Consider the following 25370-nt stretch of genomic DNA (forward strand, 5'->3'; position numbering starts at 1 on the left):
GAAATGTGAAATCAAATATGGTGAAGAAGATAGTTTAAAAAGCTTAAATGAAAAATTTCTCGAAAAGAATATAAATAACTTAGTCAAAGAGAAAGGAATCCCAGAATGCTATCAGATAGGCGTAGAGCATACAAAAGAAAGGGAGCCTATTTTAAATAAGCCTATTTATGCTTGCTGTTTAAATTTTTAATTAAAGAATATATAACACTATTTATTAAAGAGGACTGGGGGAAACCCAGTCCTAAAAGCCAGAAAGTCTTGATTATTGATGTTGAGGCAATAAATAATAAAAATATCTCTGTATACGCAGAAAGCTTGCTATTACTAAAGAATTGATATCCAAACGTAAGAAAATGGAATGTTTCAAATATCTTATGGGTAAGCAATGAAAAAGGGACAGAGTGAAAACCCTGTCCCTCATTGAAATTGATGTTTTGATTAAACGATTTTGCAATCAGTAATCAAAGTCTCCTCCCATTCCTGCACCTGCACCTGCAGCATCTTTCTTCTCTGGCAAATCTGCAACAATACATTCAGTCGTAAGAACCATGCCAGCTATTGAAGATGCATTTTGCAAGCCAGAACGTGTCACTTTTGCGGGGTCAACAATTCCAGCGGACAACATATCTACGTAATCACCTGAAGCCGCATTGTACCCATCATTTACAGGCTTACTTTTAACATGCTCAGCAATAACTGCGCCATTTGCACCTGCATTCTCTGCAATACGCATTAATGGGGCTGTTAAAGCCGCTTCAACAATGTTTGCTCCGATTAGCTCTTCTCCTGAAAGACTTTTATCAGCCCAAGACTGCAATTCAGGAGCAAGATGAGCGAGAGTTGTACCTCCTCCAGGCACAATACCTTCTTCTACAGCAGCTTTTGTTGCATTAATAGCATCTTCCAAGCGAAGCTTCTTATCTTTCATTTCAGTTTCAGTTGCAGCTCCTACTTTCACGACAGCAACCCCACCAGCAAGCTTAGCTAAACGTTCCTGAAGCTTCTCTTTGTCATAAGTAGAGTCAGTTTCCTCCATTTGTTTTTTTATCTGCTCACAACGCGCCTTCACTGCGACCTCATTCCCCTCTGCAACAATTGTTGTAGTGTCCTTGTTAATAGTTACTCTTCTGGAAGTGCCAAGCATTTCCAAAGTCGCATTTTCTAGCTTCAATCCAGCGTCTTCGGTAATTAGCTGTCCATTGGTTAAAACAGCCATATCCTCTAGCATTGCTTTTCTTCGATCTCCAAATCCTGGTGCCTTAACTGCCGCAACGTTTAGCACTCCGCGCAAACGATTAACAACCAAAGTTGCCAATGCTTCTTTCTCAATATCCTCAGCAACAATTAAAAGAGGTTTTCCAGTCTTAGCAATCTGTTCTAAGACAGGCACAAGATCCTGAACCAAACCTATTTTTTTGTCAGTCAGCAGGATATAAGGTTCATCTAATACTGCCTCCATTCGCTCAGTATCTGTAGCGAAATAAGGAGAAATATACCCTTTATCAAAACGCATACCTTCCGTGACTTCCAACTCGGTAGTCATGGACTTGCCCTCTTCAAGGGAAATAACCCCTTCTTTCCCAACCTTATCCATAGCATTAGCAATCATCTCTCCAACTTCTTCGTCGTTCCCAGCAGCGATAGTTCCACACTGTGCGATGGCATTACTATCACTAATTGGCTTAGCCTGTTCTTGAATCTTCTTAACAAGAAAATCTGTTGCTTTATCAATACCTTTTTTCAAAGTGATTGCATTAGCACCAGCAGCAACATTCCTTAAACCTGCTTTAACCATTGCATGTGCAAGAACTGTGGCTGTAGTAGTGCCATCGCCTGCAGCATCATTAGTTTTAGATGCAGCCTGTCGAATTAGTGCAACACCAGTGTTTTCAATGTGGTCTTCTAACTCAATTTCTTTAGCAATGGTTACACCATCGTTAATAATTTGAGGAGCCCCAAACTTCTTTTCCAGGACTACATTGCGTCCTTTAGGACCAAGAGTAACGGCCACTGATTCGGCCAGTATGTCAATACCACGCTCGAGTGCTCGGCGGGCTTGCTCGTTGTAAATAATTCGCTTAGCCATGGGAGGCGTTTTTCCTAGAAAAGATTGGGAGTGAAAATTAAATGGTTAGCTTTTAGAAGCTGTGAATGTTAGTTGACGACTGCAAGAATGTCTTTCTCAGACAAAAGTACATATTCATCACCACCGATTTTTATATCAGTGCCAGCATATTTGCTATAAAGAACTTTGTCCCCAACACCAACCTCAGGGGCCTGTCGAGAACCGTCTTCATTACGTTTACCTGGTCCAACTTGGGCAACTTCCCCAACTTGTGGTTTTTCTTTTGCCGTATCGGGAAGCAAAATTCCACCAGCAGTTTTCTCTTCTGATTCAGAGACTTTTACAAAAACACGATCTCCAAGGGGCTTAACAGTGGAGACGCTGAGAGATACAGCGGCCATTAATTAATTAATTCAGGATCAAGAACAGTGCACAAAGCACACATACTGGAACGAGTTTTTCTCGAAACGGTATGGTCAACAACATATTCACTGAAGCGGCCAGTCGACTACTACTGTTCTGTGCGGTTGACCGAACCGCACAACATATAGCCCCTGCGAAGTGGTAGTCTTGCGCCGCTTAGGAAGATTTGCTTAAAGCGAATCTTTGCTCAGATTATTTTTAATTCTTATGGCCCCTGCCGCAACCGCCTCAACCGGAACCAAGGGAATAGTCCGACAGGTTATTGGACCAGTTTTAGATGTTGAATTCCCCGCTGGAAAATTACCAAAAATATTGAATGCTCTTCGAATAGAAGGGAAAAATCCAGCTGGACAAAGCATTGGGCTGACAGCAGAGGTCCAACAACTTTTAGGGGACCATCGTGTTCGAGCAGTTGCTATGAGCGGAACAGACGGTCTAGTTAGAGGCATGGAAGCTCTTGATACAGGAGCTCCTATTTCCGTCCCAGTGGGAGAAGCAACACTTGGAAGAATTTTTAATGTATTAGGTGAGCCCGTTGATGAGCAAGGTCCAGTAAAAAGTTCAGCCAGTGCTCCAATCCATAGGCCGGCTCCTAAACTGACTGACTTAGAAACAAAGCCAAAAGTTTTCGAAACTGGAATTAAGGTTATTGACCTTCTTGCCCCTTATAGACAGGGAGGCAAAGTGGGCCTTTTTGGGGGTGCTGGAGTTGGAAAGACAGTTTTAATTCAAGAGTTGATTAACAATATCGCCAAAGAACATGGCGGAGTTTCAGTTTTTGGTGGAGTAGGAGAACGTACAAGAGAAGGCAATGATCTATACGAAGAATTTAAAGAGTCTGGGGTTATAAATGCTGAGAACCTAACTGAATCAAAAGTTGCTCTTTGTTTTGGACAAATGAATGAGCCACCTGGCGCCAGGATGAGAGTCGGTCTTTCAGCTTTAACAATGGCGGAACATTTTAGAGATGTTAATAAGCAAGATGTTCTTTTATTTATTGATAATATTTTTAGATTTGTTCAGGCAGGTTCTGAAGTTTCTGCTCTATTAGGCAGAATGCCATCAGCTGTTGGATATCAGCCAACTTTAGGAACAGACGTTGGAGAACTGCAAGAACGTATAACTTCAACTCTTGAAGGTTCAATTACATCTATCCAAGCCGTTTATGTGCCTGCAGACGACTTGACAGACCCAGCACCAGCTACAACGTTTGCTCACCTTGATGCGACTACAGTGCTAGCTAGGGCTTTAGCAGCAAAGGGGATTTATCCAGCTGTTGACCCTCTAGATTCAACAAGTACTATGCTTCAACCTTCTGTTGTTGGTGAAGAGCATTACAGAACAGCAAGAGCAGTTCAATCCACTCTTCAGAGATATAAAGAACTTCAAGATATTATTGCAATCCTTGGTTTAGATGAACTATCTGAAGAAGATAGAAGAACTGTTGATAGAGCTCGTAAAATTGAAAAGTTCTTATCTCAGCCTTTCTTCGTAGCTGAAATCTTTACAGGTATGTCAGGTAAATATGTAAAGCTCGAAGAAACAATTGCAGGTTTCAATATGATCCTCGCAGGAGAACTAGATCATCTCCCAGAACAAGCGTTTTATCTTGTTGGGAATATTGAAGAAGTTAAAGCAAAAGCTGAAAAGCTCAGCTCGGAAAGTAAGGGTTGATAAATAAAGCCCAAACAGGCCAAGGTTAAAGGCTACTTATTTTTAGTAGCCCCTCTCTAAGGTCCAAAACCACTGAAACTTCTCCCCCAATTGCTATCCAGATGTCTTTAAATGTTCGAGTGCTTGCCCCAGATAAAAGCGTCTTTGACGATACTGCAGAAGAAGTCATTCTTCCTAGCACTACAGGGTTATTAGGCATATTGCCTGGTCACATATCTATGGTTACAGCCATAGATATTGGAGTGCTGAGAGTTCGAAAAGATGGTGGTTGGGACTCTATTGCTCTAATGGGTGGTTTTGCAGAAGTGGAAGCTGATGAAGTAACTGTTTTAGTTAATGCTGCAGAACTTGGAGATGAAATCAATTCCAGCATCGCTGAAAAAGAATTTGAACAAGCTCAAAGCAAAGTTAATCAATTAGAAGGACAAGACAATTCAACTGAAAAAGTAAAGGCCAAGGAAAGTCTAAATCGAGCTAGAGCAAGAGTTCAGGCATCTAAATCAATCTAAAAAAATATAATTCTTCTTTCCTTTGTTGCCAGAAGCAGTAATAGATCAAAATAATTTAAGCAGTTCCGCAGAAGGTAACTTCTGGAAATTTAACTTTTGCTTCTTCAAGTGTTTTGCCTTTGCCTTCTTCTTGCCAATAATTAATTACTTCAGTTGCTTTATTTAAAATTTCTACCCTCTCATTATCAGTAATCCAAGCTTTTTCTTCAAGATCTGTTTTTAATGTTTCCCATGCGTCTTCTCTAGGCCAGAAGAAGTAAGCCGTAAGAGGGCTAGGACCACCTCCAACAATTTGATCTACTGCTAATGCAACATTATCTGGCAACCAAAGAATCTTTAATAAAAATCTTCCTTCATCTGCTTTAGGTGTTTGGCCCGAAGGGACGCCATCAGCATCAAAAGTTGCTGAAGCAAGAGCTTCAGCAGCCCCTAGCATCCCTGGCCTACCAGCTTTGGGTTGTTGATCACTTCCCCCAGTTGCAGAAGCTGTCTGACCATCTTGATCAGAAGTAATTCCATCAGAAACCGTCATTTCAAAAGTTTATACGTCTAACAATCAACTAACCTACCAGCATTAGATCCTATAAATCATTTTGTTTGGACTTAAAAGGACTCATTCTCTTTGACATTGATGGTGTAATCCGTGATGTTTCTTCCAGCTATCACCTTGCTTTAAAGAAAACTGTAAATAGTTTTTGCGGCTGGGAACCATCCCATAAAGATATTGATTCTTTAAAGTCAGAAGGCTGCTGGAATAATGATTGGGACGCTAGTTTAGAACTTATTAAACGATATGTTCAAAAGAAAAAGCTCTCCACAAAACTGCCAGAAAGACAAAGCATTATAAAAATATTCAGTGATTTTTATTTTGGGAAAAATCAAGGTGATGACCCGTTCTTGTGGGAAGGATTTATTAAAGATGAACCACTCTTAGTGGAACCAAGTCTTTTTAAGGGGCTAACAAAAAACAATATAGGGTGGGGATTTTTCAGTGGAGCGGAGCCTCCATCTGCAAAATACGTATTAGAAAGTAGGCTTGGCCTCAAAAATGCACCACTGCGAGCTATGGGAGATGTCCCTGACAAGCCTGATCCAACTGGATTAATTGAACTGTCGCAAGAGATTTATGGCATGAATTTAGGATCTAACGCACCTGTGATTGGCTATCTTGGTGACACAGTTGCAGATGTTTTAACTGTTAAAAGAGCACGTAAGGAAATTCCCACTCAATCATTTCTGAGCATTGCTATAGCACCACCACACCTTCATCAACCTGAAAACCTTTCTTTTAGATTGCAATATGAAAGCCAATTAAAGCAAGCCGGGGCAGATATCATCCTTAAATCATCACAAGAAATTTTAAAATGTCTTTTAAAGCAATGGCAGGAATAAAAAAGAATTTATTGCTCCATTGCATCAACTGATTTCAAAGCACCGGAGCTTAAAACCTCTGGCTCTGTATTAGTTACCAACACATCATCTTCAATACGAATACCTATTCCCTTCCAACGATCATCAATAATTGGTTGATTCTCAGAGACAGGGATTCGATCACTTATATACAATCCAGGTTCCACAGTTAATACCATGCCTTGCTCTAGGACTACTTCATAATCACCAAGCCGATATGCACCAACATCATGTACATCAAGACCAAGCCAATGCCCTGTTCGATGCATATATAGATGCCTATATGAACCTTGTTCAATAATAGAATCTACATTTCCTCTTAATAAACCAATTTCAATTAGTCCTTCAACCAAAACTCTTACTGCAGTCAAATGAACTTTATCGGTATCATTGCCGACAAGAACAGCATCAATAGCAGTTTGTTGAGCAGCTAAAACTATTTCATATAAAGCTCTTTGTTCACCATTAAATTTTTTCCCAACCGGGAAAGTCCTCGTTATATCACCATTGTAGTAGTCAACCAAAGAACATCCTGCATCTATTAAAAGAAGGTCTCCTTCTCTAAGTGGTGAATTGTTGGAGGTGTAATGCAAAATACATGCATTTTCACCTCCAGCAACTATTGATCCATACGCTGGTCCTCGCGCTCCTAGCTTTAAAAAATATTGTTCAATGAGGGCTTGTATTTCTCGTTCATTCATTCCAGGCTTAGTAAATTGACGTGCTAATTCATGGGCATCACTTGATATTTGTGCTGCTTCGCGCATCCTTGTCAGTTCCCAAGGGTCTTTACGAAGCCTTAATCTGTGAAGTATGGCGCAAGGGGGTGCAATTGACTGCGGGGCAAAACCACTTCTAGGTGCTTTATCTAAAAGCGCAGACCAGGCCTTAAGCACAACAGGTTCAGTTTTGTGATGCCTACCTATACGAAAAGCAAGCGATTTAGCCCCTTGAAGGTATTGCTCCAAAAGGCTATGGAACTCTTCTAATGAGTGAGCAACATCAACACCAAAATGTTGCAGCACCCCTTCCACTCCCCATCGCATGCCATTCCAAACTTCAATAGAAGGGTCTTTGGGCTCAACAAATAAAACATATCTTTCTCCTAAAGGTCTATTTGGTAAAAATAATGCGACAGCATTAGGCTCATCAAAACCGGTTAAATACCAAAAATCACTATCTTGCCTGAATGGATATTCACAATCCGCATGATGAATAACTGTGGAAGCGGCTGGGATAATTGCCGCTCTGTCACCCAATTCTGCAAGAAAGCGATCCCGTCTTTCCTTGAAAACCAACTGATTAGTCACGAGAAAGTATTCATTATTAGTTATCTAGGATGGCAGGACATAGAACTTAGTGGAAAAATAAAGTTCAAAAGATTCTTCACCTTTTTGAAGGTCACCACAAGGCATGAGTCCTGACATCCTATTACTAGCAATTCTTGTTGTAGTTATAATAATTGGCTCAGCATTGTGCTCAGGAGTAGAAGCTGCTTTTTTAGCTGTCAACCCTTTGCGAGTTCATGAGCTTGCAGCGAGAGCCAAGCCAGTGAGAGGTGCCAAAAGATTAGCTAAGCTTCGTTATCGACTTGGAAGGACACTGACTGTTCTAACAATTACTAACAATGGTTTTAATATTTTTGGAAGCTTAATGCTAGGCAGTTATGCAACATTTGTATTTAAGGGTGGTCTAGCTCTACCATTATTTTCATTTAGTTTAACTATTCTAGTATTGCTATTAGGTGAAATACTACCAAAATCAATAGGAACAAAACTTGCCCTGCAAGTGTCTCTAGCAAGTGCACCTTTCCTTAATTTTCTAAGCGTATTAATGCGCCCTGTGCTCATTCCACTAGAGCAATTATTGCCAGTCATCACAACCGAGAGCGAAATCAGTACTGACGAAGAAGAAATTAGACAAATGGCCAGGATCGGCTCTCAAAAAGGATATATAGAAGCCGACGAAGCTGCAATGATATCCAAAGTATTCCAATTAAATGATTTAACTGCAAGAGATCTAATGACTCCCAGGGTGGCTGCTCCAACACTCGATGCCTCAGTGAACTTAGGAGAGTTAAGATCTACTTTAATAACAAATCATGCTGAGTGGTGGGTAGTGCTTGGGAAAGAAGTGGATAAAGTAGTTGGTGTTGCAAGTCGCGAACGTCTACTAACTGCATTATTAGAAGGAAATAGCCAACTCACACCAAAAGACATCTCTGAAAAAGTAGAGTTTGTCCCTGAAATGATACGCGTGGATAGATTACTTACTAATTTCACGAAAGATAAAAATGGAGTAAGAGTTGTCGTGGATGAATTCGGTGGTTTTGTTGGCTTAATTGGAGCAGAGGCTGTCTTGGCTGTTTTGGCTGGTTGGTGGAGAGAGTCAAGTTCATGAGACCTTCCCCATCCACTGTCCAACTTTGCGAATTACTCCTTAAGAAATGGAGAGATCAAATTAATTTGAACAATTTTGAAAAAACACACTTAGCAGGAGAATTAAAAGCTCTCGATCGTCAGCTGATTCGCTTATCAAATAAACACCTTAGAATCTCAGCATTTGGGAGAGTCGGTGTTGGCAAGTCAAGCTTATTAAATGCATTACTGGAAAATAATATTTTTCCCACAGATGTAGGGCATGGATGTACTAGAACAATGAAGAGTGCTCTATGGCCTCAAAATATTAAAAGCCTAAAAACGATTGAATTAGTAGATACCCCTGGTATTGACGAAATAGCTGCCAACGGGAGAGCGCGCTTGGCTTCCCGAGTTGCCTTAAATAGTGACTTGGTTGTTTTAGTGCTAGATAGTGACCTGAGTATTATTGAGTTGGATGCGATAGAGACTCTCCTCCTAAGTGGTAAGCCACTTTTAATAGTTTTAAACAGGTGTGATCAATGGAAGTCGGATGAAGCAAAGCAAGTTGTTCATAGCATTAAAAGTCGACTACCTAAGAATGCAAAAGAACTAATTATTGAAGTTGTTGCAGCAGCACCTCGCAAAGCTCAAATCCAGTCTGACGGTCATATCAGGAGCAAACAATGTCCTCCCAAAGTTGCACCATTAAAAGATACGTTACTTCGCATTCTAGAAAAGCAAGGTGACTTGCTATTAGCCCTTAATGCACTTAGACAGGCTGAAAGCTTCTATCATTCACTAAAAAGTGGAAGGCTACAAAGGAGAAAAGAAGCCGCACAAACTTTGATTGGAAAATTTGCAACAATTAAGGCATCTGGAGTAGCAGCAAACCCGCTATTAATGGCTGATCTAGCGACTGGTGTCGCATTAGATACTGCCCTTATCATCCAACTCAGCAAATTATATGGATTGCAATTAAAAGGTCCTTCAGCAAGAAAATTATTACAGCATCTGTCTATACAAAATACATTCTTAGGAGGGGCTCAGATAGGAATTCAAGTCACGCTAAGCATCATACGCCATCTCCTTGTAATAGGAGCACCTCTTACTGGTGGACTAAGCTTAATATCAACAGCACCAGTAGCCTTAGCCCAAGCTGTAATTGCCGTTCACACAACTCAATTAACAGGACGTCTCGCAGCAAAAGAGTTCCTAAGAGGAAGTCAATCTAAAGAAGCTCAGCCCAGCTCAATCATAAGATGTCTAATAAGAAAAGACCCACAAGTAAGGAACTGGATCAGTAATTGGCCCGGTATTCAAAACAAAGACCAGATGGTTATAAGAACTCTCCTACCGTGAATCTGTGCATTAGTCCGATTGCATTACTTGGCACAAGTGCTGATCCACCGACATATGGACACGAAGTCCTTTTAAAAAGTCTTTGCTGTTTATTCCCTAAAGTTGTGACTTGGGCTAGTGATAATCCAATGAAGGAACATTATGCATCGCTAAATACAAGACATCATCTACTAGAAATACTAGTCCAAGAGCTAAAGTTACCACAAGTAGAAATTAGACAAGAATTAAGTAGCCCTCAAACAATCAAAACTTTGGAAATCGCAAGTGAGTCTTGGCCAAAATCTGACCTCGTTTTCATTATCGGCAGTGACCTGGTTGGCCAGATTCCAAAATGGTTTAAGGCTAAAGAGTTACTTGTCAAAGCTCGTCTTGGGATTGCACCACGAGAAGGTTGGCCTGTTAATCAGGATGACTTGAAGGTACTTAGAAGCATGGGAGCTGAAATTGATATATTACCTCTAAAAATTCCAGCAACAGCTAGTTCGGACATCAGGGTCAAACCAGATGTTTCACAAATTCCACAAGCAATATTACCTATTATTCTTCAAGAAAAACTTTATGGCTTATAAGGTCAGGATATGAGACTTGCTATAGCACAACTCAACCCGGTCATAGGTGACTTAAAAGGTAATAGCGAAATGATATTGGATGCATGCCTAAAGACATCTCAATCAAACATTAACCTTTTAGCCACACCAGAACTTTCATTATGGGGTTACCCACCTAGAGATCTACTCCTCAACCCTCAGCTTTTGGACGATCAATGGTGCATACTGGATAAAATCGTTGACGTTATATCAAAAGAAGTTCCTACTTTATCTTTACTCGTTGGGATTGCTGAGCCAACACCCGACATGCAACTTCCAAAACTTTTTAATTCAGTCGCACTTCTACAAAGGACAGGTTGGGAAATTGTTGCAAGGAAGCAACTACTTCCTTCATATGATGTATTTGATGAAAGAAGATACTTCCGATCATCAACAACACCTGGGACCTTCAAGCTCTCAGTCAAAAATAAGATTTGGCATATAGGACTAACCATATGTGAGGATCTTTGGGTTGAAGAAAGTCTTCAAAACGAGCGAATTAAAGGACCGGACCCAATTACTAAATTAATAAGCTCCAATGTAGACATGCTATTAAATCTTTCTGCATCGCCATTTAGTCACAAGAAAGAGTTTCTGCGTCATAAATTAGCGGCCAAAGCAGCTGAAAGACTTCATTGTCCAGTTGTTTATGTCAACCAAGTTGGTGGTAATGATGAACTTGTTTTTGATGGAGCAAGTTTTGTAATGAGCCCTCAAGGGGAAGTAATCTTCTCATTACCCAGATGTAAGGAGGGTACAGAGGTTTGGGAACCTAGTTTAAATCAAAAAAGTGTATATGAAGACCCAATACATGCCCAGGAAATGCTCTTAAAGATGCTTGTCCTAGGAGTAAAAGATTATGCACAAAAATGTGATTTCAACAGTGTCTTAATTGGACTAAGTGGAGGTATAGACTCAGCATTGGTAGCAGTAATTGCCACAGCGGCATTAGGGAGCAAGAACGTTTACGGAGTCTTGATGCCTTCACCCTTCAGTTCAGATAATTCTATCAAAGATGCTCTTGATCTCGCAGAAAGACTAGGGGTAAAAACAACAACAATTCCTATAACACCTATTATGAAAAGATACGACTATTCACTAGAGGAATCATTAGGAGAAAAGCCAACTGGTTTAACAGCAGAGAATCTACAAGCTCGTATTAGAGGAACAATCCTTATGGCGATTGCTAATGAGCAAAAACACCTTCTTCTTGCAACAGGAAACAAGTCAGAGCTTGCAGTAGGTTACTGCACACTTTATGGAGATATGAATGGTGGACTTGCAGTCATAGGTGATCTTTATAAAACAAGTGTATTTAATTTGTGCAGGTGGATTGATAGTGAAGCTGCATCTGCTTGCAAAGAAAATTTGGGCCTTCCTAACAGCAAGGAACTAATTGGCAAGGCAATTCGTTTAAAACCCCCCAGCGCCGAGCTAAGACCAGATCAACTAGACAGTGATTCATTACCCGACTATACAATTCTTGATCAAATTCTCAAAGCTTTAATCGAAGATCGTTGCAGTCTTAAAGAGCTTTTAAAGCAAGGCTTTAAAAAAGATTTATTAATAAAAATACAAAAGTTGTTAAAACAATCTGAATTCAAAAGACGTCAAGCGCCTCCAATGTTAAAAGTCAGCCGTCAAGCTTTTGGCAGTGGTTGGAGAGTGCCAATAGCCGCGACATATTCAAAAAAGGATCTGTAATCGTAGATGTAGCTATAGACCAAGGCGGTTGTGTAGAGACAAGTATAGAAACTACGCATACAAACCCTACAAACAGTATTCATGGAGTTGAACATTATGCGGTTGGGAATATGCCTGGCGCAGTATCTTTCACTTCCACTAAAGCTCTTGAAAGCGTTACCCTTCCTTATATCCTAGGGATTGCAGGTCGAGAGCTAGAGAGTGCACTGACAGAGCATACTGAACTACTCTCAGGCTTAAACACCATAAATGGTTCAGTGAGTCACCCTGGGGTGGCAAAAGCTCTAAATATCCCCGTTAGGCATCCGATGTCATGTTTAAAATGAAAATCAAGTCCTATTTAATTGGCCTTCTTAACGATTGAATAGCTATACCTTCACGTAAACCACTTATCAACCCAGCTGCTTCCAAATAATTATTTGCTGTATAAATTATCGGATTATTCGCAACTTGATTTAAGGTATCCAAGCCTAAAGAGCTTGCAGTCACATTCAGGACTCCTCGATTAGAAACAACTATCAGCGGAATATTTCTTTCAATACATGCCAAAACTGCAGCTCCACCAAGGGCACCGTCAGGAGCAATAACAGCACCTACATGATCAATACTAATTAAATCTCTACCAAGGCAACTATCTATCCCTTGCGTTCTATCAATCTCTACCAGGCTAGGTGCACGACTTAGACCAACTAAAACACAAGGCAAAAATGTATGGCCCAACTCTTCAGCAGCAGATCTAGGGTCTACAAAGTTTTCCAACGGCAATGCATTTAAAGCAGGTGCATGAGCACATGGGAGATTTAAATGTTTAACCAACAAGTGACTAATAATTGCCTCCGCCCCCGCAAGTGGGTCTACTCCTTTACCTTTTCGATATGCCTCTAAATCTTCACTGTCTAAATCATCAGGGAATCGAGTTACGACTGCTATTGCAGTTGCGCCTTGACTCTTTAACTTGTCTCCTGCTCTTAACAAGGAGTCAGGATTCTCTATCCCCCCCCAGCTTGAACCACTAGTCCCTTGAGTTAAAGAGATCCCTAAAGGATTATCAGTAATTAATATAGGTCCTATATCTATCCCCAAACTAGTTTTGCATGCATCGACAACTTGCAAATGACGTTCCCTCAAATCCTTTTCAATCCCTTTGTCTAATATCAAACCAAGCTTTTGTTTTCGCACAGGGTTTAGAAGTACCTCTCCTGTAGCAAAACGATCTATTGCATATCCCTCTACATACTGGATCCGTCTATCAGACCAATACAGAGTAGCCCCATTCATAACGTTCGGATGCGTTATTAGACAGCCACTCGCAGATGCTAATAACCGAGCGTAAGGGATTGCATCACCAGCGTAGCCACCAATCGAGCACCCTATCCCAGTTGGGATGAGTAACAATGAAGGCATTGAAGCTGTAACCGATGAGATGTGAAATTCAGAATGTCTCTGCATTACCTTTAGATACCAAGAAATCAAATAATGATAACTACTGCTTCAATATCTAATTCACAACCCTCCTTGGTATTACGTGTATGTTTAACGTTAGTGATTGCCCAGCGTAATGGCTCACCTTCTTTATTGATTAAATTTATTAGATACTCTCTCAAATCAGAGATTGGCAAATTATTTGGCCATTTAACTGAGAATTCTAAAGTTTGAAGTCTCACCTTCTGATGTTTATGAAAGTTACAAATGTAGCCTTAAGAACTTGCACCACCAACAACCTCAAGGATTTCCTGAGTAATAGCAGCCTGTCTTGCCTTGTTATAAGTAAGGTTTAGGGTTTTTGCTAACTCTTTAGCATTGTCACTTGCATTATTCATAGCAGTCATCCTGCTAGCCAACTCTGAAGCTGCAGATTCCTGAAGTGCACGTAGTAATTGATTTTGCAAATAAAGCGGTAACAAAGAATTTAAGAGTTGATCTGGACTTTGCTCGAAAAGCACATCGGAAGGAAGCTTTGGCTGTTCATTAGAAGGGGCTGCATCCTTCTCAATAACCAAGCGACTATCTTTGGTAGTCAATCTAAAAATCTCATCGTCTTCCTCAGCTATACCTTGAGGATCTAATGGTAAAAGAGTTTGAACTACAGGGTTACAACTAACTAAACTTACAAACTTGGTATAAATAACCTCGACTCTGTCTGTACTTGCGGAGAGGAATTCAGCCAAAACTTCACTTGTAACAGATTCAGCATCTGTAGATGTAGGTACTTGTTCTAGATCCTGAAATGAAGCGCGTACTTTATACTGAGAACTACGGTTTTGAAAGTAAGTAATTGCCTTTCTACCAATGAGAACCAAATCAGGTAGATAACCCTGATTTTTTAATTCGTTATAACGTTGTTCTGTCCGTTTAATTATATTTGTATTATAGCCTCCACATAACCCTCGATCACCAGTAACTGCAAGTAAAGTGATTTTTTTCACCTCACGAGTTTGAAGGAGAGGGGAATCAGCTGTTTCAAACTGCATCCGAGATTGAATGTTTTCAAGGACCCTCGCCAAGCGATCAGCGAAAGGACGACTTTTCAAGACCTGATCCTGGGCCCTTCTAACCTTGGCAGCTGCAACCAAGCGCATTGCCTCTGTAATCTTCCTTGTGTTTTTGACAGAAACAATTCTGTCTCTAATCTCCTTAAGGTTTGCCATGAATAGGAATCTCCTTGATTACCGAAAGGATTAAACAGTTGCCAACATCGAGGACTTAACCTCGTTGATGGATTCTTTAAGAACAGCCTCGATTTCTTCATTCAGCTTTTTCTCTTTAAGCACTTGGGTTATAAAATCTGGCTTACTGGTTTTTAGGTATTCACGGAGCTCACTTGCAAACTGTGTTACCTGTTCAACAGGCACTTCATCAATCAAGCCTTTAACACCTGCATATACAACTGCAACCTGTTCTGCAAGGTTAAGAGGTGCAAACTGAGCTTGTTTCAAAAGCTCTCTTAAACGCTTACCTCTTCCTAATTGTTTTTGTGTGGCTTCATCAAGATCAGAAGCAAACTGAGAGAAAGCTGCCAATTCATCAAATTGAGCCAACTCAAGCTTCAGAGTACCTGCAATCTTTTTGATAGCTTTTGTCTGAGCTGCACCGCCTACCCTACTAACAGAAATGCCAACATTAATTGCTGGTCTTAAACCCGAGTTAAACAAATCTGCACTGAGGAAAATCTGACCATCAGTAATTGATATCACATTGGTTGGAATATAAGCCGAAACGTCCCCTGCTTGTGTTTCGATTATAGGAAGCGCAGTCATCGACCCACTCCCCATGTCATCAGAAAGCTTGGCAGCTCTCTCAAGCAAACGACTATGACAATAGAAAACATCTCCTGGATATGCCTCACGACCTGGTGGGCGACGCAAAAGCAAGGACATTTGACGATAAGCTTGTGCCTGTTTAGTTAAGTCGTCATAGATTACTAATGTTGCTTTCCCTTGATACATAAAATGTTCAGCAATAGCAGCTCCTGTATAAGGGGCTAAGTACTGCAATGCTGCAGCTTCCGAAGCACTAGCATTAACAACAATTGTGTAGTCAAGTGCGCCCCTCTCACGCAAAACTTCAACTACTTGAGCTACAGAAGCGGATTTCTGCCCAACAGCTACATACACACAAACAACATCTTGTCCTTTTTGGTTGATAATAGTGTCTATAGCGATTGCTGTTTTACCTGTTTGACGATCTCCAATTATTAATTCACGCTGACCTCTACCAATAGGAATCATTGCATCAATAGAAGTTATTCCAGTTTGCATTGGCTCATGAACAGACTTTCTTTTAATGATCCCAGGAGCCAAAGACTCAATTAGCCGAGAGTCACTTGTTGCTATATCACCATTGCCATCAACTGGTTGTCCAAGAGGGTTGACTACTCTGCCCAGCATCGCTTGTCCAACTGGAACTGATGCAATCTTGCCAGTAGATTTGACGGTACTTCCTTCTTGAACACCTAAAGCCTCACCCATGAGGACCGCTCCAACATTGTCATCTTCTAGATTCAGAGCAATACCTTCAGTCCCATCTTCAAATTCAACTAATTCACCAGCCATTACCTGTTCAAGGCCATAAATTCTTGCTATACCGTCTCCAATTTGCAGAACTGTTCCTACATTACTAACAGAAACAGACTTATCGTAATCAGCAATCTGTTTCTTCAGGATTGAGCTGATCTCGTCGGGGCGTATTGAAACCATGGTTGGAAGATGAAGAAGGGGGAATAAGGAATGGGAAAAGAATTGAAAGCTGGTACAGAGAGTTAGTTCACTAGCTTACCCGTGCTAGTGAAAGGCCCATTCGACGGACCTGACCAGAAAGGCTGGCATCAATAACCTTTGAACCAACTCTTACTACAAAGCCACCAATCAACGCCGGATCGATTTTTAAATTGAGTTCCAAGTTATCAGTACCAGCAATAGCTTGAACCTTTTTAAGAATTGCAGCCTCTTGCTCTTCATCCAGAGCAGTTGCAGAAGTAACTGTCGCAAGAGCTATGTTGCGTTGTTCACGATAGAGCTCTAACAATCTTTCAAGAACAGCATCCAAAAAACCAATACGTTGACGTTCAGCTAATAATTTTAAGAAATTCAAGAAAGACGATGTGACTTTGCCAGAGAAAATCTTCTCCAAAGCTACTTTTTTAGACTCAATTTCAAGTACTGGGGAAGCCATTGCCTCCCTTAACTCGGGAGAATCATTCCATATTTGCAAGATAGCTTTAGCTTGAGAAATGACCTTTTTAACTTCTTTGCTGCTCTCTGCAACTTGAAGAAAGGCCTCAGCATATGGAGTAGTGATCGTATTTAGAAGAGGCATCAACCCTTACCTATATTTTGAATGGATTGGCTAATGAATTTTGCCTGTGCATCTTCATCAAGCTTTTGAGGAAGAGATGCTAATGCCTTTTCAATAGCAAGTTTTGCGGCTTCTTTTCTCAATTGAGCACTAACCCTTGTTGCCTCAGAATTAAGGTCAGAAGCTGCGCCTTGTTTGATTCGAGCCATTTCTTCAACAGTTCGCTTTTCACTGTCCAAACGAATGGCTTCTGCACGCAATTGACAATCACTGCGAATCTTTGAAGCTTTTTGCTCAGCTGATTGAAGTTCTTCCTTAGCTTTAAGAAGCGCTTTTGATGCTTTTGTTAAACGCTCTTCGGCATCTTTTATATCTGCCAAAATTCCTGCTCGTCGTCTTTCTAGAATCCCTCCTAAAAAACCCGGAAGGAATTTATAAAGTCCAAAAATAACAACTGCCAAATTAAGGATATTTGTCTCAAACAAATTAAGATTGAGACCAAATCCTTCAGTTGCGAGAAGTAGAGAAGAAGTCATTTTGATGCCAATAATCGTTCAACTATCAAATCTCCAAGCTTTTCTGAATCAGATTGAAGTTGATTTAATGCAGATTCTCTTTGAGAATCTATTGCTCGTCTTGCTTCTTCCCTTGAAGCATTGGCTTCTGCTGTAGCCAAAGCAAGTGCTTCTTTATAAAGATTTTCCGAATCAGTTTCAGCCTCATTAATTACTGCCTGGGCAGCTTGACGAGCTTCTTTAAGTTGACTCTTCAAATCTGACTCAAGCTTTTCTACTTGAGAGAGTTTGTTTTTAGCCTCTGCCAAACTAGAAAGCACATAATCCTCCCTCTCTTCAACAACCTGTCCTACAGGCTTAAAGAAAAGTGCATTGAGAATGAATGTGAGGAGAACAACCTGAACAGCCATCAGAGGGAGGGTTGCATCGAAGTCAAATAGACCTCCCTCACTAGCACCAAACAGAAGCAAACTTGTCATATAGCAGGGGGCTAGCTAGCTATTACAGCGAGCCAGAAAACGTAGTTAAACTTTTTAAAAAGGGAAGAAAGTCAAATTAGATTTTCTTCAACCTGCGAATGGATTAGCAAAAAGAAGTACCAATGCAACCACAAGGCCATAAATAGTTAGTGACTCCATGAAAGCGAAAGAAAGAAGCAAAGTACCTCTAATTTTGCCTTCAGCTTCAGGTTGGCGGGCAATGCCTTCTACTGCACCTTGAGCAGCACTACCCTGACCGATACCAGGGCCGATAGCGCCAAGTCCTACAGCTAAACCAGCGGCAACAACTGAAGCGGCGGTGGTAATGGAATCCATAATTGAACTAAGGGAAAAAAACGCTTACTAAGCGCATAAAGAATTGAACCGAGAGTTTATACCTGCGAGGGTAAATCTCATAGTTCATATTGATAGGTCAGAAAGAATTCAGACCTGCTTGCAAGGGGTTTGCCAGAATTTTCATGAAGTTCTGGCAATAAAAATTAATGGTGTTCTTCTACTGCTTCACCAATGTAGTAAGCAGCAAGAGTTGCGAAGATCAGGGCTTGTATAGCACTTGTAAACAAGCCAAGGAACATCACAGGAACTGGTAGAACAAGTGGTACTAGAAAAACTAGTACTGCAACAACTAATTCATCTGCCAAAATATTCCCAAATAAACGGAAAGAAAGCGAAAGGGGCTTAGTAAAGTCTTCCACAATCTTAAATGGCAGCATTATTGGAGTTGGATGAACGTAATACTCGAAGTAACGCAGTCCTTTGTTGCTCAATCCCGCATAGAAATAGGAAAGAGAAACTAAAAGAGCCAATGCAACAGTGGTATTTATATCAGCAGTTGGGGCTCCTAGTTCTCCGCTTGGAAGACGAATAAGTCTCCAAGGGACTAAAGCTCCTCCCCAATTGCTCACAAAAATGAACAAAAATAGGGTGCCAATAAAAGGCATCCAGTCTCGATAAACTTTTTCTCCTATCTGAGTTCTTGCTAAATCACGTATGTAATCCCATAGAAACTCAAGAAGATTCTGAACACCTTTAGGATCACGTTCCATTTTCTTGGTGCCAATAACTACAAGAGTAAGTAATGCACCAATAAGGAGCCAAGAAGTCATGAAAACTTGGCCGTGAATTCTGAGATTTCCCAGTTGCCAATAGAGGTGTTGACCCACCTCTAATTCAGCAAAAGGTAGAAAGAATATCGAGGAACCCATTGCGATTGGAATTAAAAGCCGCTACAGCGGAATTTGTGCTCTTGATCAAGCCTTCAAGCCAACAAAAATAAAGAATCAGAAACCTCTCAAGCTCTAGGCTCGAGAAGAAATTGAATTATTAAAGACGGCTTATAAAGCAAAAAACCTAACAAGGATGGTAATAACTCTAGCTGAGGCAATCTGGTGACTGCCAAGAAAAGTATTACTGGGACAAGTAACTGAAAGTTGCTAACTGAAGTTGAACCCACACCGAGACGGCCAATACTGCGAGCAAGCAATCGCAAGTAAAGCAATCCAGACAATGCACCTATCAAAAGGCTGATAGAGCTATGAAATCCAACAAAAATGGTCGTCAAGCAAACCGAAATGGCTGTGGCGACAAGAGTTAACTTGAATACGCGGCGTTGAAGCTGAACATACTCATTAGTTGCACCTTTTAAAGAGTTCTTCGAAGGTGCAGAACTAGTTACTGTCTCATTTGTTTCGCTGACTTCCATATGCTTTTGCACTTCAGATGCCCCTCCTGATGGAGGTTTATTTAAAGTCTTAAGCAGTGGAGATACCAGCAAAGGTTCTTATGCTTCAAAGGCCCGCGGAATCTACCATGCAGCAGGTATAAATACGCCTTTTGAGGTACCAGATCATCCAAAAATTTTATTTCAATGAGATGGTTTTTACCGAATGGGAGGCTTTTAACCAGTTGCAAAGAGCATTTAGATAGTGGATAAATTGCTAAAATTCAATCCCTGAAAAAATTCCTATAAGCAAAATATAAACTTGACCGTTACAATTGAAAGCTAGGCATTCCAAGCTAAAAGTTAACGAAAATAATTTCCCAAAATTAGTTTTTACATTTTTTGAATCCAGAGTAAAGCCACATTTCCTTATAAAAAGACTTGGCAGATTGGCTATTAAACGGCTCAATAGGTAAAACTATTTTTCTCAACCTTTGAGAAGTCAGTCTATAAAAACTGTCAATCCTAAACAAGTCGTATATAGGACTTCAAATGGAGCAATATTGCCAAAAAGAAATAAAGTTTCCCTATTGCAAAGACTGCTACCTATCCCTTGGGATATTTGGCCAGCTGAAGCAAGATTATTATTAGCATTAGTTGGGTTTTGGAGTGTTGCAGGTCTTTTAATTCTTGGTTCAGCAAGTTGGTGGGTAGCAAATAAAGAAATGGGAGATGGAACTTATTTTGTAAAACGCCAAATTATATGGCTCTTTACAAGTTGGGGTATTGCTTGGGTAGCAATTTCAATAAATCTAAGGAGATGGCTCAAACTTTCAAGAACCTGTTTGTTAATTTGCTTGTTTTTAGTAGTTGCAACACTTTTCTTTGGAAGTACGGTAAATGGTTCCTCTAGGTGGCTAATACTTGGACCAATCCGATTACAACCGTCTGAATTAGTTAAACCTTTTGTAATCCTTCAGGCTGCAAATATTTTTGCGCAATGGAAAAGAATTCACACAGATCAAAAAATCTTCAGTTTTGGAATATTTGGAGGATTGATTTTATTAATACTTAAACAGCCAAATCTCAGTACAGCGGCACTTATAGGAATTTTGATTTGGCTCATGGCTCTTTCAGCAGGGGTAAAATTCAGGTCCTTATTTACAACAGCCTTACTAGGTGGGGCAATGGGTTCATTAAGTATTTTTATAAATGAATATCAAAAACTAAGAGTCATTTCCTTCTTAAATCCATGGCAAGACGCTGAGGGGAATGGATATCAACTCATACAAAGTCTTTTAGCAATTGGCTCAGGTGGATTCTTTGGAGAAGGGTATGGACTGTCAACACAAAAGCTTCTTTATCTTCCATTCCTAAGTACAGATTTCATCTTTGCAGTTTTTGCTGAAGAGTTTGGTTTTATTGGCTCAGTGATGATGATTTTGTTCTTCTTATTAATTGCATTTATAGGGTTACGAATATCGCTCCGTTGCCGAAACAATTATTCAAAGCTGATTGCAAGTGGATGCAGCACACTGCTTATAGGTCAAGCAATTATGCATTTAGCAGTAGCTTCTGGTTCCATGCCTACAACTGGTCTTCCTCTCCCACTGATTAGCTATGGTGGCAATTCGTTAATTTCAAGTCTATTAATTAGCAGCTTATTAATTAGATGCGCCCTAGAATCCACAGGGCTCATAGGTGGGTTGGAAATCAAGAAGAAACTTAGCTAATGGGCATTCAAAATCTATTAATGTAAAAAAAAACCTCAAAAAAGAATTATTAATTTCCTAAACCTTGCCATCTCTGACCTTGCTCAGAACAGTGAGCTAATCATTCGAAATGGCTTAAATGAGTCAACACCTCTAATTTTAGTAATAATATTTTTCAGTGGTCTTTTAACTAGCTTAGGGCCTTGCTCGTTATCGCTATTACCAATAACAGTTGCATATTTAGCTGGTTTTAAAGGTAAGCAAAAACCATATCAACGAAGTTTAATTTTTTCTAGCGGAATTGTTTTCTCTTTAGTAATCCTTGGAAGTCTTAGTGGTCTTTTTGGGAAAATTTACGGGCAACTACCTGAGGGGTTCAATGTTTTAGTTGCTCTAGTGGCAATTTTTATGGGCTTAAATCTTCTAGGAGTTGTCAAATTAAGACTTCCAAATGGGCCAAATCCAGATAAATGGGCGAAGCATATACCTCCACCTCTTGCTCCCATGGCTGCTGGTATTGCCTTTGGATTAGCTGCCTCGCCATGCACTACTCCAGTATTAGCTGTTTTATTAACTTGGATAGCTCAAAATGGAACACCTCTAAAAGGAATTATTTTCCTTGCATGTTTTGGTTCAGGCCAAGTGATGCCACTTCTTTTGGCAGGTACTGTTGCTGGGAGTATTCCAAAATTATTAGCACTACGTCCTATAAGCCAATGGATCCCTGCAATCAGTGGAGTGATTTTTCTAACTACTGGGTGTTTGACTCTGGCAAGTAGGTTGATCTAAATAGATGAAAGGACTAATAAGAACTCTTAATTGGTTATCGAGCCTCAAAGTTGCCATTTTACTTTTATTTGCAATTGCATTAACAAGCACTATTGGAACGGCAATCCCTCAAGGGGAGTCAACACAAAGCTATATAGAAAATTATAATAAAACTCCCTGGCTAGGATTGATCAAAGGGGAGCTTTTACTATCACTTCAATTAAATCATGTCTACTCAAGCTATTGGTTCTTAGTATTACTTGCTTGGCTTGGAATTGCTTTAATCATATGCAGCTTAAGAAGACAATTACCAGCACTCAAGGCAGCCTTGAATTGGGTTGACTACAAAAAGCCTAACCAAATAGAAAGATTAGCAATCTCAAGAAAAATAACTCTTAATCAGAATTCTTCTTCACTTAAAAATCTAAAAGAGTATTTAACTAGTCAAGGGTGGAATATTCAAGACAACAATAATAGAATTGCTGCTAGAAAAGGAGTTTTAGGAAGGTTTGGCCCTCCTTTAGTTCATTTAGGATTAATATTTCTAATGATTGGAGCTAGTTATGGAGCCATTCAAGGTAAACGCATAGAAAACTTTGTAATACCTGGGAGATCAATAGATTTGATAAGCCCTGATGGAGAAAGCAAATTAAAGATTCAATTAAAGAAGTTTGAAATTGAAAGATCACCAAATGGGCAACCAGAGCAATTTCTATCTTCGCTTGAGTTAAATGATAAATTTGAAAATAATGTTCTTAGCAAGCAAATAAGTGTTAATCATCCCTTGAGATACAAAGGTTTGACAATATATCAAGCTGATTGGTCGCTAGCAGCTGTATATACACAATTTGGGAATAGCCCCAAGATACAACTTCCCTTACAATCAATTCCAGAAATTGGAGAGCAAGTATGGGGTTTATCTTTGCCAGATAATGACAATGCAAACAAGCAAATACTTCTGACAGTTTCAAATGAAAAAGGGCCCGTAAGCTTTTTTGACCAAGAGGGAAATCTTATAAAGCAAATGACGCCAGGTGGCAAGCCTGAAATGGTTAATGGGCTAGATATAAATATAATAGATATTTTGCCAACTAGTGGGTTACTTATAAAATATGATCCTGGAATACCATTGGTATATTTAGGTTTTGCAATAACAATGATTGGCTCAATAATGAGCATAATATCAACAAAATTACTTTGGATAATAGTTGAGGAAAGTAATAGGTATTTATATATTGGAGGTCTCAGTAACCGTAATATTTCTGGATTAGAAAATGAATTTATTACACTTATAGAAGCAATACAAAGGCAATAAATTATTGCCCTTGCTTCACACCATGACCAATTCTAATAGTTGTATGAACGTTACCCCTAGGGCTGAAATCTGCTTCTAAATGCATCCAAGTTGGCTCACATGAAGAGACTAAATCATCCAAAATTTTATTAGCAACTTCTTCATGAGAGATTTTCTTGTCACGATAGCTATTAATATAGAGTTTAATTGATTTAAGTTCTATAACCTTGCTATCTGGTTGATAGTCAAGTCTTAAAATTGCAAAGTCTGGGTAGCCAGAGAAAGGACATTTGCAGGTGAATTCGGGTAATTCAATGGAGATATTGTAAGTTCGTCCTTTCCTAGGGTTCGGAAAAGTTATTAGATTTGCATTATTGATTGCCCTTTCACCGTAAAAAAGGTTGTCTATATCTGATTGTTGATTGGGCAATTTTCGTTTGGTCAAGCTAATAAATCAAATATAGATTCATATTAAAAAAGAAATCGGTAACATCAATAACAAAAACAAATCCTATTAGCCCCCCTAATAGAGATATAAATTTTTTTCTGCATGGACATCTGCCTTTCACGCACACAAGAATTAACTCATATTCGACCAACTACCATTCATGGGATGCTTTGGCTACAAACTCATTTTGAAAATTCGCACTGGGAAGCACTTGCATCAGACCTTGTTCAAATACCTCAAGAACAGGCGGAATTGCTAGCAAATGATGCATCAGATGCAGGCCTTTCAATTAATTTCATTCCATCAATCTTAGTTTCCAAGAACTTCTAACAAAAAATAAGTATTATCTAAAAAGCAACTTAAGCGATCTCATGAAAAAAATAGAAGCTATTATTCGACCATTCAAGCTGGAAGATGTCAAAGTCGCTTTAGTCAATTCTGGAATAGTAGGAATGACAGTAAGTGAAGTAAGGGGTTTTGGCAGGCAAAAAGGGCAAGTTGAAAGATATAGGGGATCCGAATTTACAGTCGAATTTTTACAAAAACTAAAAATTGAAATAGTTGTTTCCGATGAAAGCGTAGAAACAGTTTTAAAAGCTATTTCTGAGGCAGCTAAAACTGGGGAGATTGGAGATGGGAAAATTTTTATTTCCCCTGTGGAATCTGTAGTAAGAATTAGAACAGGCGAGAAAGATAGTTCTGCTCTTTAAGCAAGAGTTTGCTTAACAAGTTCTTCTAAGTCGAAAACTTCTTCCTCTCCATCGATACCTAACCAAAGTAAATACTCATTGTTCCCTGCAGGTCCAGTAATTGGAGAAGCCAAAATTCCTTTTCGTTTCCAACCTTCTTCACATGAAAAATTAATTACTTCTTTTAATGCATCCAAATGAGCTTTGGCATCTCTAACAACTCCACCTTTCCCTACTCTGCTTCTTCCAACCTCAAATTGCGGTTTAATCAAAAGTAGTGCCTCTGCTCCTTCCTGCATTAGCAAAGCTTTAATAGATGGAAGAACAAGTTTTAAAGAAATAAAGGATAAGTCTGCTACTACAAAATTAGCCCATGCATCATTTTCTTTATATAAATCCTCGGGTCTTAAATAACGCAAATTTGTTCGTTCTTTTAAAACAACTCTTGGATCTTCCCTAAGACTCCAGGCTGTTTGACCATATCCAACATCTATCCCATACACCAAAGAAGCTCCATGCTTCAACAAACAATCCGTAAAACCGCCTGTCGAGATACCTCCATCAAGACATATTCTCCCAGAAATATTTATTGGGAATCGATCTAAAGCAGCCAGAAGTTTATCACCACCTCGAGAGACAAATCGTCTTGACTCTTTAATTATTAATTTCAGATCTTTAGAGACCTCAAAGCCAGGCTTATCTAATATCTTGCCAGACACATCACGAACTTTGCCAGCCCTAATTAACCTTTGAGCTTGCTGACGTGAATCAACATATCCTTGAGTTAGCATGTGAAGATCTAGTCTGATTTTTGAAGCCATATCTTCATAAAAGCAAACATGAAACGGAATAAAAACTGTAGAAGTAAGGGAATTTTCAAAATTGCCTAGAAGATCTAC

The 25370-nt window shown here is 39.7% G+C and carries 28 protein-coding genes and 1 pseudogene; 13 read left to right on the forward strand and 16 right to left on the reverse strand.

Going from position 1 to position 25370, the window contains the following annotated elements:
- Positions 1 to 454 precede the first annotated feature (454 nt).
- A complete protein-coding gene (gene groL / locus O5635_RS05005) occupies positions 455 to 2086 on the reverse strand; it encodes a chaperonin GroEL (RefSeq protein WP_036900500.1) in 1632 nt (543 codons plus the stop codon).
- A 68-nt stretch (positions 2087 to 2154) separates the two neighbouring features.
- A complete protein-coding gene (gene groES / locus O5635_RS05010) occupies positions 2155 to 2466 on the reverse strand; it encodes a co-chaperone GroES (protein ID WP_036900502.1) in 312 nt (103 codons plus the stop codon).
- A gap of 229 nt (positions 2467 to 2695) precedes the next feature.
- On the opposite strand from groES, the gene atpD reads away from it, so the two are divergent.
- A complete protein-coding gene (gene atpD, locus O5635_RS05015) occupies positions 2696 to 4162 on the forward strand; it encodes a F0F1 ATP synthase subunit beta (RefSeq protein ID WP_036900504.1) in 1467 nt (488 codons plus the stop codon).
- A 101-nt stretch (positions 4163 to 4263) separates the two neighbouring features.
- Entirely contained in the window at positions 4264 to 4671 is a 408-nt protein-coding gene (atpC, locus tag O5635_RS05020) for an ATP synthase F1 subunit epsilon (protein WP_036900507.1), read from the forward strand.
- A 55-nt stretch (positions 4672 to 4726) separates the two neighbouring features.
- On the opposite strand, the gene O5635_RS05025 is transcribed toward atpC, so the two are convergent.
- Entirely contained in the window at positions 4727 to 5203 is a 477-nt protein-coding gene (locus tag O5635_RS05025) for a 30S ribosomal protein PSRP-3 (RefSeq protein ID WP_036900509.1), read from the reverse strand.
- Between the two features lie 65 nt (positions 5204 to 5268).
- Between O5635_RS05025 and O5635_RS05030 the strand changes: the two genes are divergently transcribed.
- On the forward strand, positions 5269 to 6063 hold the full coding sequence (locus O5635_RS05030; RefSeq protein ID WP_036900512.1) for a TIGR01548 family HAD-type hydrolase: 795 nt from the start codon (positions 5269 to 5271) through the stop codon (positions 6061 to 6063).
- Between the two features lie 8 nt (positions 6064 to 6071).
- On the opposite strand, the gene O5635_RS05035 is transcribed toward O5635_RS05030, so the two are convergent.
- Complete coding sequence (locus tag O5635_RS05035) at positions 6072 to 7391, reverse strand: aminopeptidase P N-terminal domain-containing protein (RefSeq protein WP_036900514.1); 1320 nt, start codon at positions 7389 to 7391, stop codon at positions 6072 to 6074.
- A gap of 103 nt (positions 7392 to 7494) precedes the next feature.
- Here O5635_RS05035 and O5635_RS05040 point away from each other — a divergent pair, with 103 nt between their 5' ends.
- The 5 genes and pseudogenes from O5635_RS05040 to O5635_RS05060 form a co-directional block, all read left to right on the forward strand.
- Entirely contained in the window at positions 7495 to 8481 is a 987-nt protein-coding gene (locus O5635_RS05040; RefSeq protein WP_036900516.1) for a CNNM domain-containing protein, read from the forward strand.
- Positions 8478 to 9800, forward strand: a complete 1323-nt coding sequence (locus O5635_RS05045) for a GTP-binding protein (RefSeq protein WP_036900518.1) — start codon at positions 8478 to 8480, stop codon at positions 9798 to 9800. The genes O5635_RS05040 and O5635_RS05045 overlap by 4 nt, the downstream gene beginning before the upstream one ends.
- Entirely contained in the window at positions 9797 to 10369 is a 573-nt protein-coding gene (locus tag O5635_RS05050; RefSeq protein ID WP_081934250.1) for a nicotinate-nucleotide adenylyltransferase, read from the forward strand. The genes O5635_RS05045 and O5635_RS05050 overlap by 4 nt, the downstream gene beginning before the upstream one ends.
- 9 nt (positions 10370 to 10378) lie before the next feature.
- Positions 10379 to 12091 (forward strand): NAD+ synthase, encoded by a 1713-nt coding sequence (locus O5635_RS05055; RefSeq protein ID WP_036900520.1) that lies wholly within the window; start codon positions 10379 to 10381, stop codon positions 12089 to 12091.
- Positions 12076 to 12417: pseudogene (locus O5635_RS05060) on the forward strand (alanine dehydrogenase); the annotation flags it as partial. The gene O5635_RS05055 and the pseudogene O5635_RS05060, both read left to right, overlap by 16 nt.
- Positions 12418 to 12427: 10 nt before the next feature.
- On the opposite strand, the gene O5635_RS05065 reads toward O5635_RS05060, so the two are convergent.
- The 10 genes from O5635_RS05065 to O5635_RS05110 form a co-directional block, all read right to left on the reverse strand.
- Complete coding sequence (locus O5635_RS05065; protein WP_241462915.1) at positions 12428 to 13540, reverse strand: DUF3326 domain-containing protein; 1113 nt, start codon at positions 13538 to 13540, stop codon at positions 12428 to 12430.
- A gap of 20 nt (positions 13541 to 13560) precedes the next feature.
- Entirely contained in the window at positions 13561 to 13755 is a 195-nt protein-coding gene (locus O5635_RS05070; protein ID WP_036900522.1) for a hypothetical protein, read from the reverse strand.
- A 33-nt stretch (positions 13756 to 13788) separates the two neighbouring features.
- Positions 13789 to 14739, reverse strand: coding sequence for a F0F1 ATP synthase subunit gamma (locus O5635_RS05075; RefSeq protein ID WP_036900524.1), 951 nt, complete (start codon positions 14737 to 14739; stop codon positions 13789 to 13791).
- 30 nt (positions 14740 to 14769) lie between these two features.
- Positions 14770 to 16287 carry a F0F1 ATP synthase subunit alpha gene (gene atpA, locus O5635_RS05080; protein ID WP_036900526.1) on the reverse strand — a complete coding sequence of 506 codons (1518 nt, stop codon included), beginning with the start codon at positions 16285 to 16287 and terminating at the stop codon, positions 14770 to 14772.
- Between the two features lie 70 nt (positions 16288 to 16357).
- The gene (gene atpH, locus O5635_RS05085) at positions 16358 to 16906 is read right to left on the reverse strand and encodes an ATP synthase F1 subunit delta (RefSeq protein ID WP_036900528.1); all 549 of its coding nucleotides are present in this window, start codon (positions 16904 to 16906) and stop codon (positions 16358 to 16360) included.
- Positions 16906 to 17421: a F0F1 ATP synthase subunit B gene (locus tag O5635_RS05090; RefSeq protein ID WP_036900530.1), complete on the reverse strand. Its 516-nt coding sequence runs from the start codon at positions 17419 to 17421 to the stop codon at positions 16906 to 16908. Before O5635_RS05090 ends, atpH begins: the two co-directional genes overlap by 1 nt.
- Entirely contained in the window at positions 17418 to 17879 is a 462-nt protein-coding gene (locus tag O5635_RS05095) for a F0F1 ATP synthase subunit B' (protein WP_036900532.1), read from the reverse strand. The genes O5635_RS05090 and O5635_RS05095 overlap by 4 nt, the downstream gene beginning before the upstream one ends.
- Before the next feature lie 87 nt (positions 17880 to 17966).
- Positions 17967 to 18215 (reverse strand): ATP synthase F0 subunit C, encoded by a 249-nt coding sequence (atpE, locus tag O5635_RS05100; RefSeq protein WP_011125758.1) that lies wholly within the window; start codon positions 18213 to 18215, stop codon positions 17967 to 17969.
- 164 nt (positions 18216 to 18379) lie between these two features.
- Positions 18380 to 19105, reverse strand: coding sequence for a F0F1 ATP synthase subunit A (gene atpB / locus O5635_RS05105; RefSeq protein ID WP_036900534.1), 726 nt, complete (start codon positions 19103 to 19105; stop codon positions 18380 to 18382).
- An 86-nt stretch (positions 19106 to 19191) separates the two neighbouring features.
- Positions 19192 to 19674 (reverse strand): ATP synthase subunit I, encoded by a 483-nt coding sequence (locus O5635_RS05110; RefSeq protein WP_241462916.1) that lies wholly within the window; start codon positions 19672 to 19674, stop codon positions 19192 to 19194.
- 446 nt (positions 19675 to 20120) lie between these two features.
- On the opposite strand from O5635_RS05110, the gene O5635_RS05115 reads away from it, so the two are divergent.
- From O5635_RS05115 to O5635_RS05125, 3 genes are all read left to right on the forward strand, one after another.
- A complete protein-coding gene (locus tag O5635_RS05115; RefSeq protein WP_241462923.1) occupies positions 20121 to 21293 on the forward strand; it encodes an FtsW/RodA/SpoVE family cell cycle protein in 1173 nt (390 codons plus the stop codon).
- Positions 21294 to 21392: 99 nt separating this feature from the next.
- A complete protein-coding gene (locus tag O5635_RS05120; RefSeq protein WP_420063649.1) occupies positions 21393 to 22061 on the forward strand; it encodes a cytochrome c biogenesis CcdA family protein in 669 nt (222 codons plus the stop codon).
- A 4-nt stretch (positions 22062 to 22065) separates the two neighbouring features.
- The gene (locus O5635_RS05125) at positions 22066 to 23355 is read left to right on the forward strand and encodes a cytochrome c biogenesis protein ResB (protein WP_036900540.1); all 1290 of its coding nucleotides are present in this window, start codon (positions 22066 to 22068) and stop codon (positions 23353 to 23355) included.
- 1 nt (position 23356) lies between these two features.
- On the opposite strand, the gene queF is transcribed toward O5635_RS05125, so the two are convergent.
- Entirely contained in the window at positions 23357 to 23743 is a 387-nt protein-coding gene (gene queF, locus O5635_RS05130; RefSeq protein WP_036901032.1) for a preQ(1) synthase, read from the reverse strand.
- Between the two features lie 141 nt (positions 23744 to 23884).
- Between queF and O5635_RS05135 the strand changes: the two genes are divergently transcribed.
- Together O5635_RS05135 and O5635_RS05140 are read left to right on the forward strand one after the other, a co-directional pair.
- Positions 23885 to 24112 (forward strand): hypothetical protein, encoded by a 228-nt coding sequence (locus O5635_RS05135; RefSeq protein ID WP_036900542.1) that lies wholly within the window; start codon positions 23885 to 23887, stop codon positions 24110 to 24112.
- A 41-nt stretch (positions 24113 to 24153) separates the two neighbouring features.
- Positions 24154 to 24492, forward strand: a complete 339-nt coding sequence (locus tag O5635_RS05140) for a P-II family nitrogen regulator (protein WP_036900543.1) — start codon at positions 24154 to 24156, stop codon at positions 24490 to 24492.
- On the opposite strand, the gene O5635_RS05145 is transcribed toward O5635_RS05140, so the two are convergent.
- Positions 24489 to 25292 carry a TlyA family RNA methyltransferase gene (locus O5635_RS05145; RefSeq protein ID WP_036900545.1) on the reverse strand — a complete coding sequence of 268 codons (804 nt, stop codon included), beginning with the start codon at positions 25290 to 25292 and terminating at the stop codon, positions 24489 to 24491. The two genes, O5635_RS05140 and O5635_RS05145, sit on opposite strands and share 4 nt — an antisense overlap.
- Positions 25293 to 25370 lie beyond the last annotated feature (78 nt).

Source organism: Prochlorococcus marinus str. MIT 0919 (assembly GCF_027359375.1).
Taxonomy (GTDB): Bacteria; Cyanobacteriota; Cyanobacteriia; order PCC-6307; family Cyanobiaceae; genus Prochlorococcus_D.

Coding starts and splice junctions, on each gene's coding strand:
- groL (WP_036900500.1), bottom strand. CDS start 2,086: ATGGCTAAGCGAATTATTTACAACGAGCAAGCCCGCCGAGCACTCGAG.
- groES (WP_036900502.1), bottom strand. CDS start 2,466: ATGGCCGCTGTATCTCTCAGCGTCTCCACTGTTAAGCCCCTTGGAGAT.
- atpD (WP_036900504.1), top strand. CDS start 2,696: ATGGCCCCTGCCGCAACCGCCTCAACCGGAACCAAGGGAATAGTCCGA.
- atpC (WP_036900507.1), top strand. CDS start 4,264: ATGTCTTTAAATGTTCGAGTGCTTGCCCCAGATAAAAGCGTCTTTGAC.
- O5635_RS05025 (WP_036900509.1), bottom strand. CDS start 5,203: ATGACGGTTTCTGATGGAATTACTTCTGATCAAGATGGTCAGACAGCT.
- O5635_RS05040 (WP_036900516.1), top strand. CDS start 7,495: ATGAGTCCTGACATCCTATTACTAGCAATTCTTGTTGTAGTTATAATA.
- O5635_RS05045 (WP_036900518.1), top strand. CDS start 8,478: ATGAGACCTTCCCCATCCACTGTCCAACTTTGCGAATTACTCCTTAAG.
- O5635_RS05055 (WP_036900520.1), top strand. CDS start 10,379: ATGAGACTTGCTATAGCACAACTCAACCCGGTCATAGGTGACTTAAAA.
- O5635_RS05065 (WP_241462915.1), bottom strand. CDS start 13,540: ATGCAGAGACATTCTGAATTTCACATCTCATCGGTTACAGCTTCAATG.
- O5635_RS05075 (WP_036900524.1), bottom strand. CDS start 14,739: ATGGCAAACCTTAAGGAGATTAGAGACAGAATTGTTTCTGTCAAAAAC.
- atpA (WP_036900526.1), bottom strand. CDS start 16,287: ATGGTTTCAATACGCCCCGACGAGATCAGCTCAATCCTGAAGAAACAG.
- atpH (WP_036900528.1), bottom strand. CDS start 16,906: ATGCCTCTTCTAAATACGATCACTACTCCATATGCTGAGGCCTTTCTT.
- O5635_RS05090 (WP_036900530.1), bottom strand. CDS start 17,421: ATGACTTCTTCTCTACTTCTCGCAACTGAAGGATTTGGTCTCAATCTT.
- O5635_RS05095 (WP_036900532.1), bottom strand. CDS start 17,879: ATGACAAGTTTGCTTCTGTTTGGTGCTAGTGAGGGAGGTCTATTTGAC.
- atpE (WP_011125758.1), bottom strand. CDS start 18,215: ATGGATTCCATTACCACCGCCGCTTCAGTTGTTGCCGCTGGTTTAGCT.
- atpB (WP_036900534.1), bottom strand. CDS start 19,105: ATGGGTTCCTCGATATTCTTTCTACCTTTTGCTGAATTAGAGGTGGGT.
- O5635_RS05125 (WP_036900540.1), top strand. CDS start 22,066: ATGAAAGGACTAATAAGAACTCTTAATTGGTTATCGAGCCTCAAAGTT.
- O5635_RS05135 (WP_036900542.1), top strand. CDS start 23,885: ATGGACATCTGCCTTTCACGCACACAAGAATTAACTCATATTCGACCA.
- O5635_RS05140 (WP_036900543.1), top strand. CDS start 24,154: ATGAAAAAAATAGAAGCTATTATTCGACCATTCAAGCTGGAAGATGTC.
- O5635_RS05145 (WP_036900545.1), bottom strand. CDS start 25,292: ATGGCTTCAAAAATCAGACTAGATCTTCACATGCTAACTCAAGGATAT.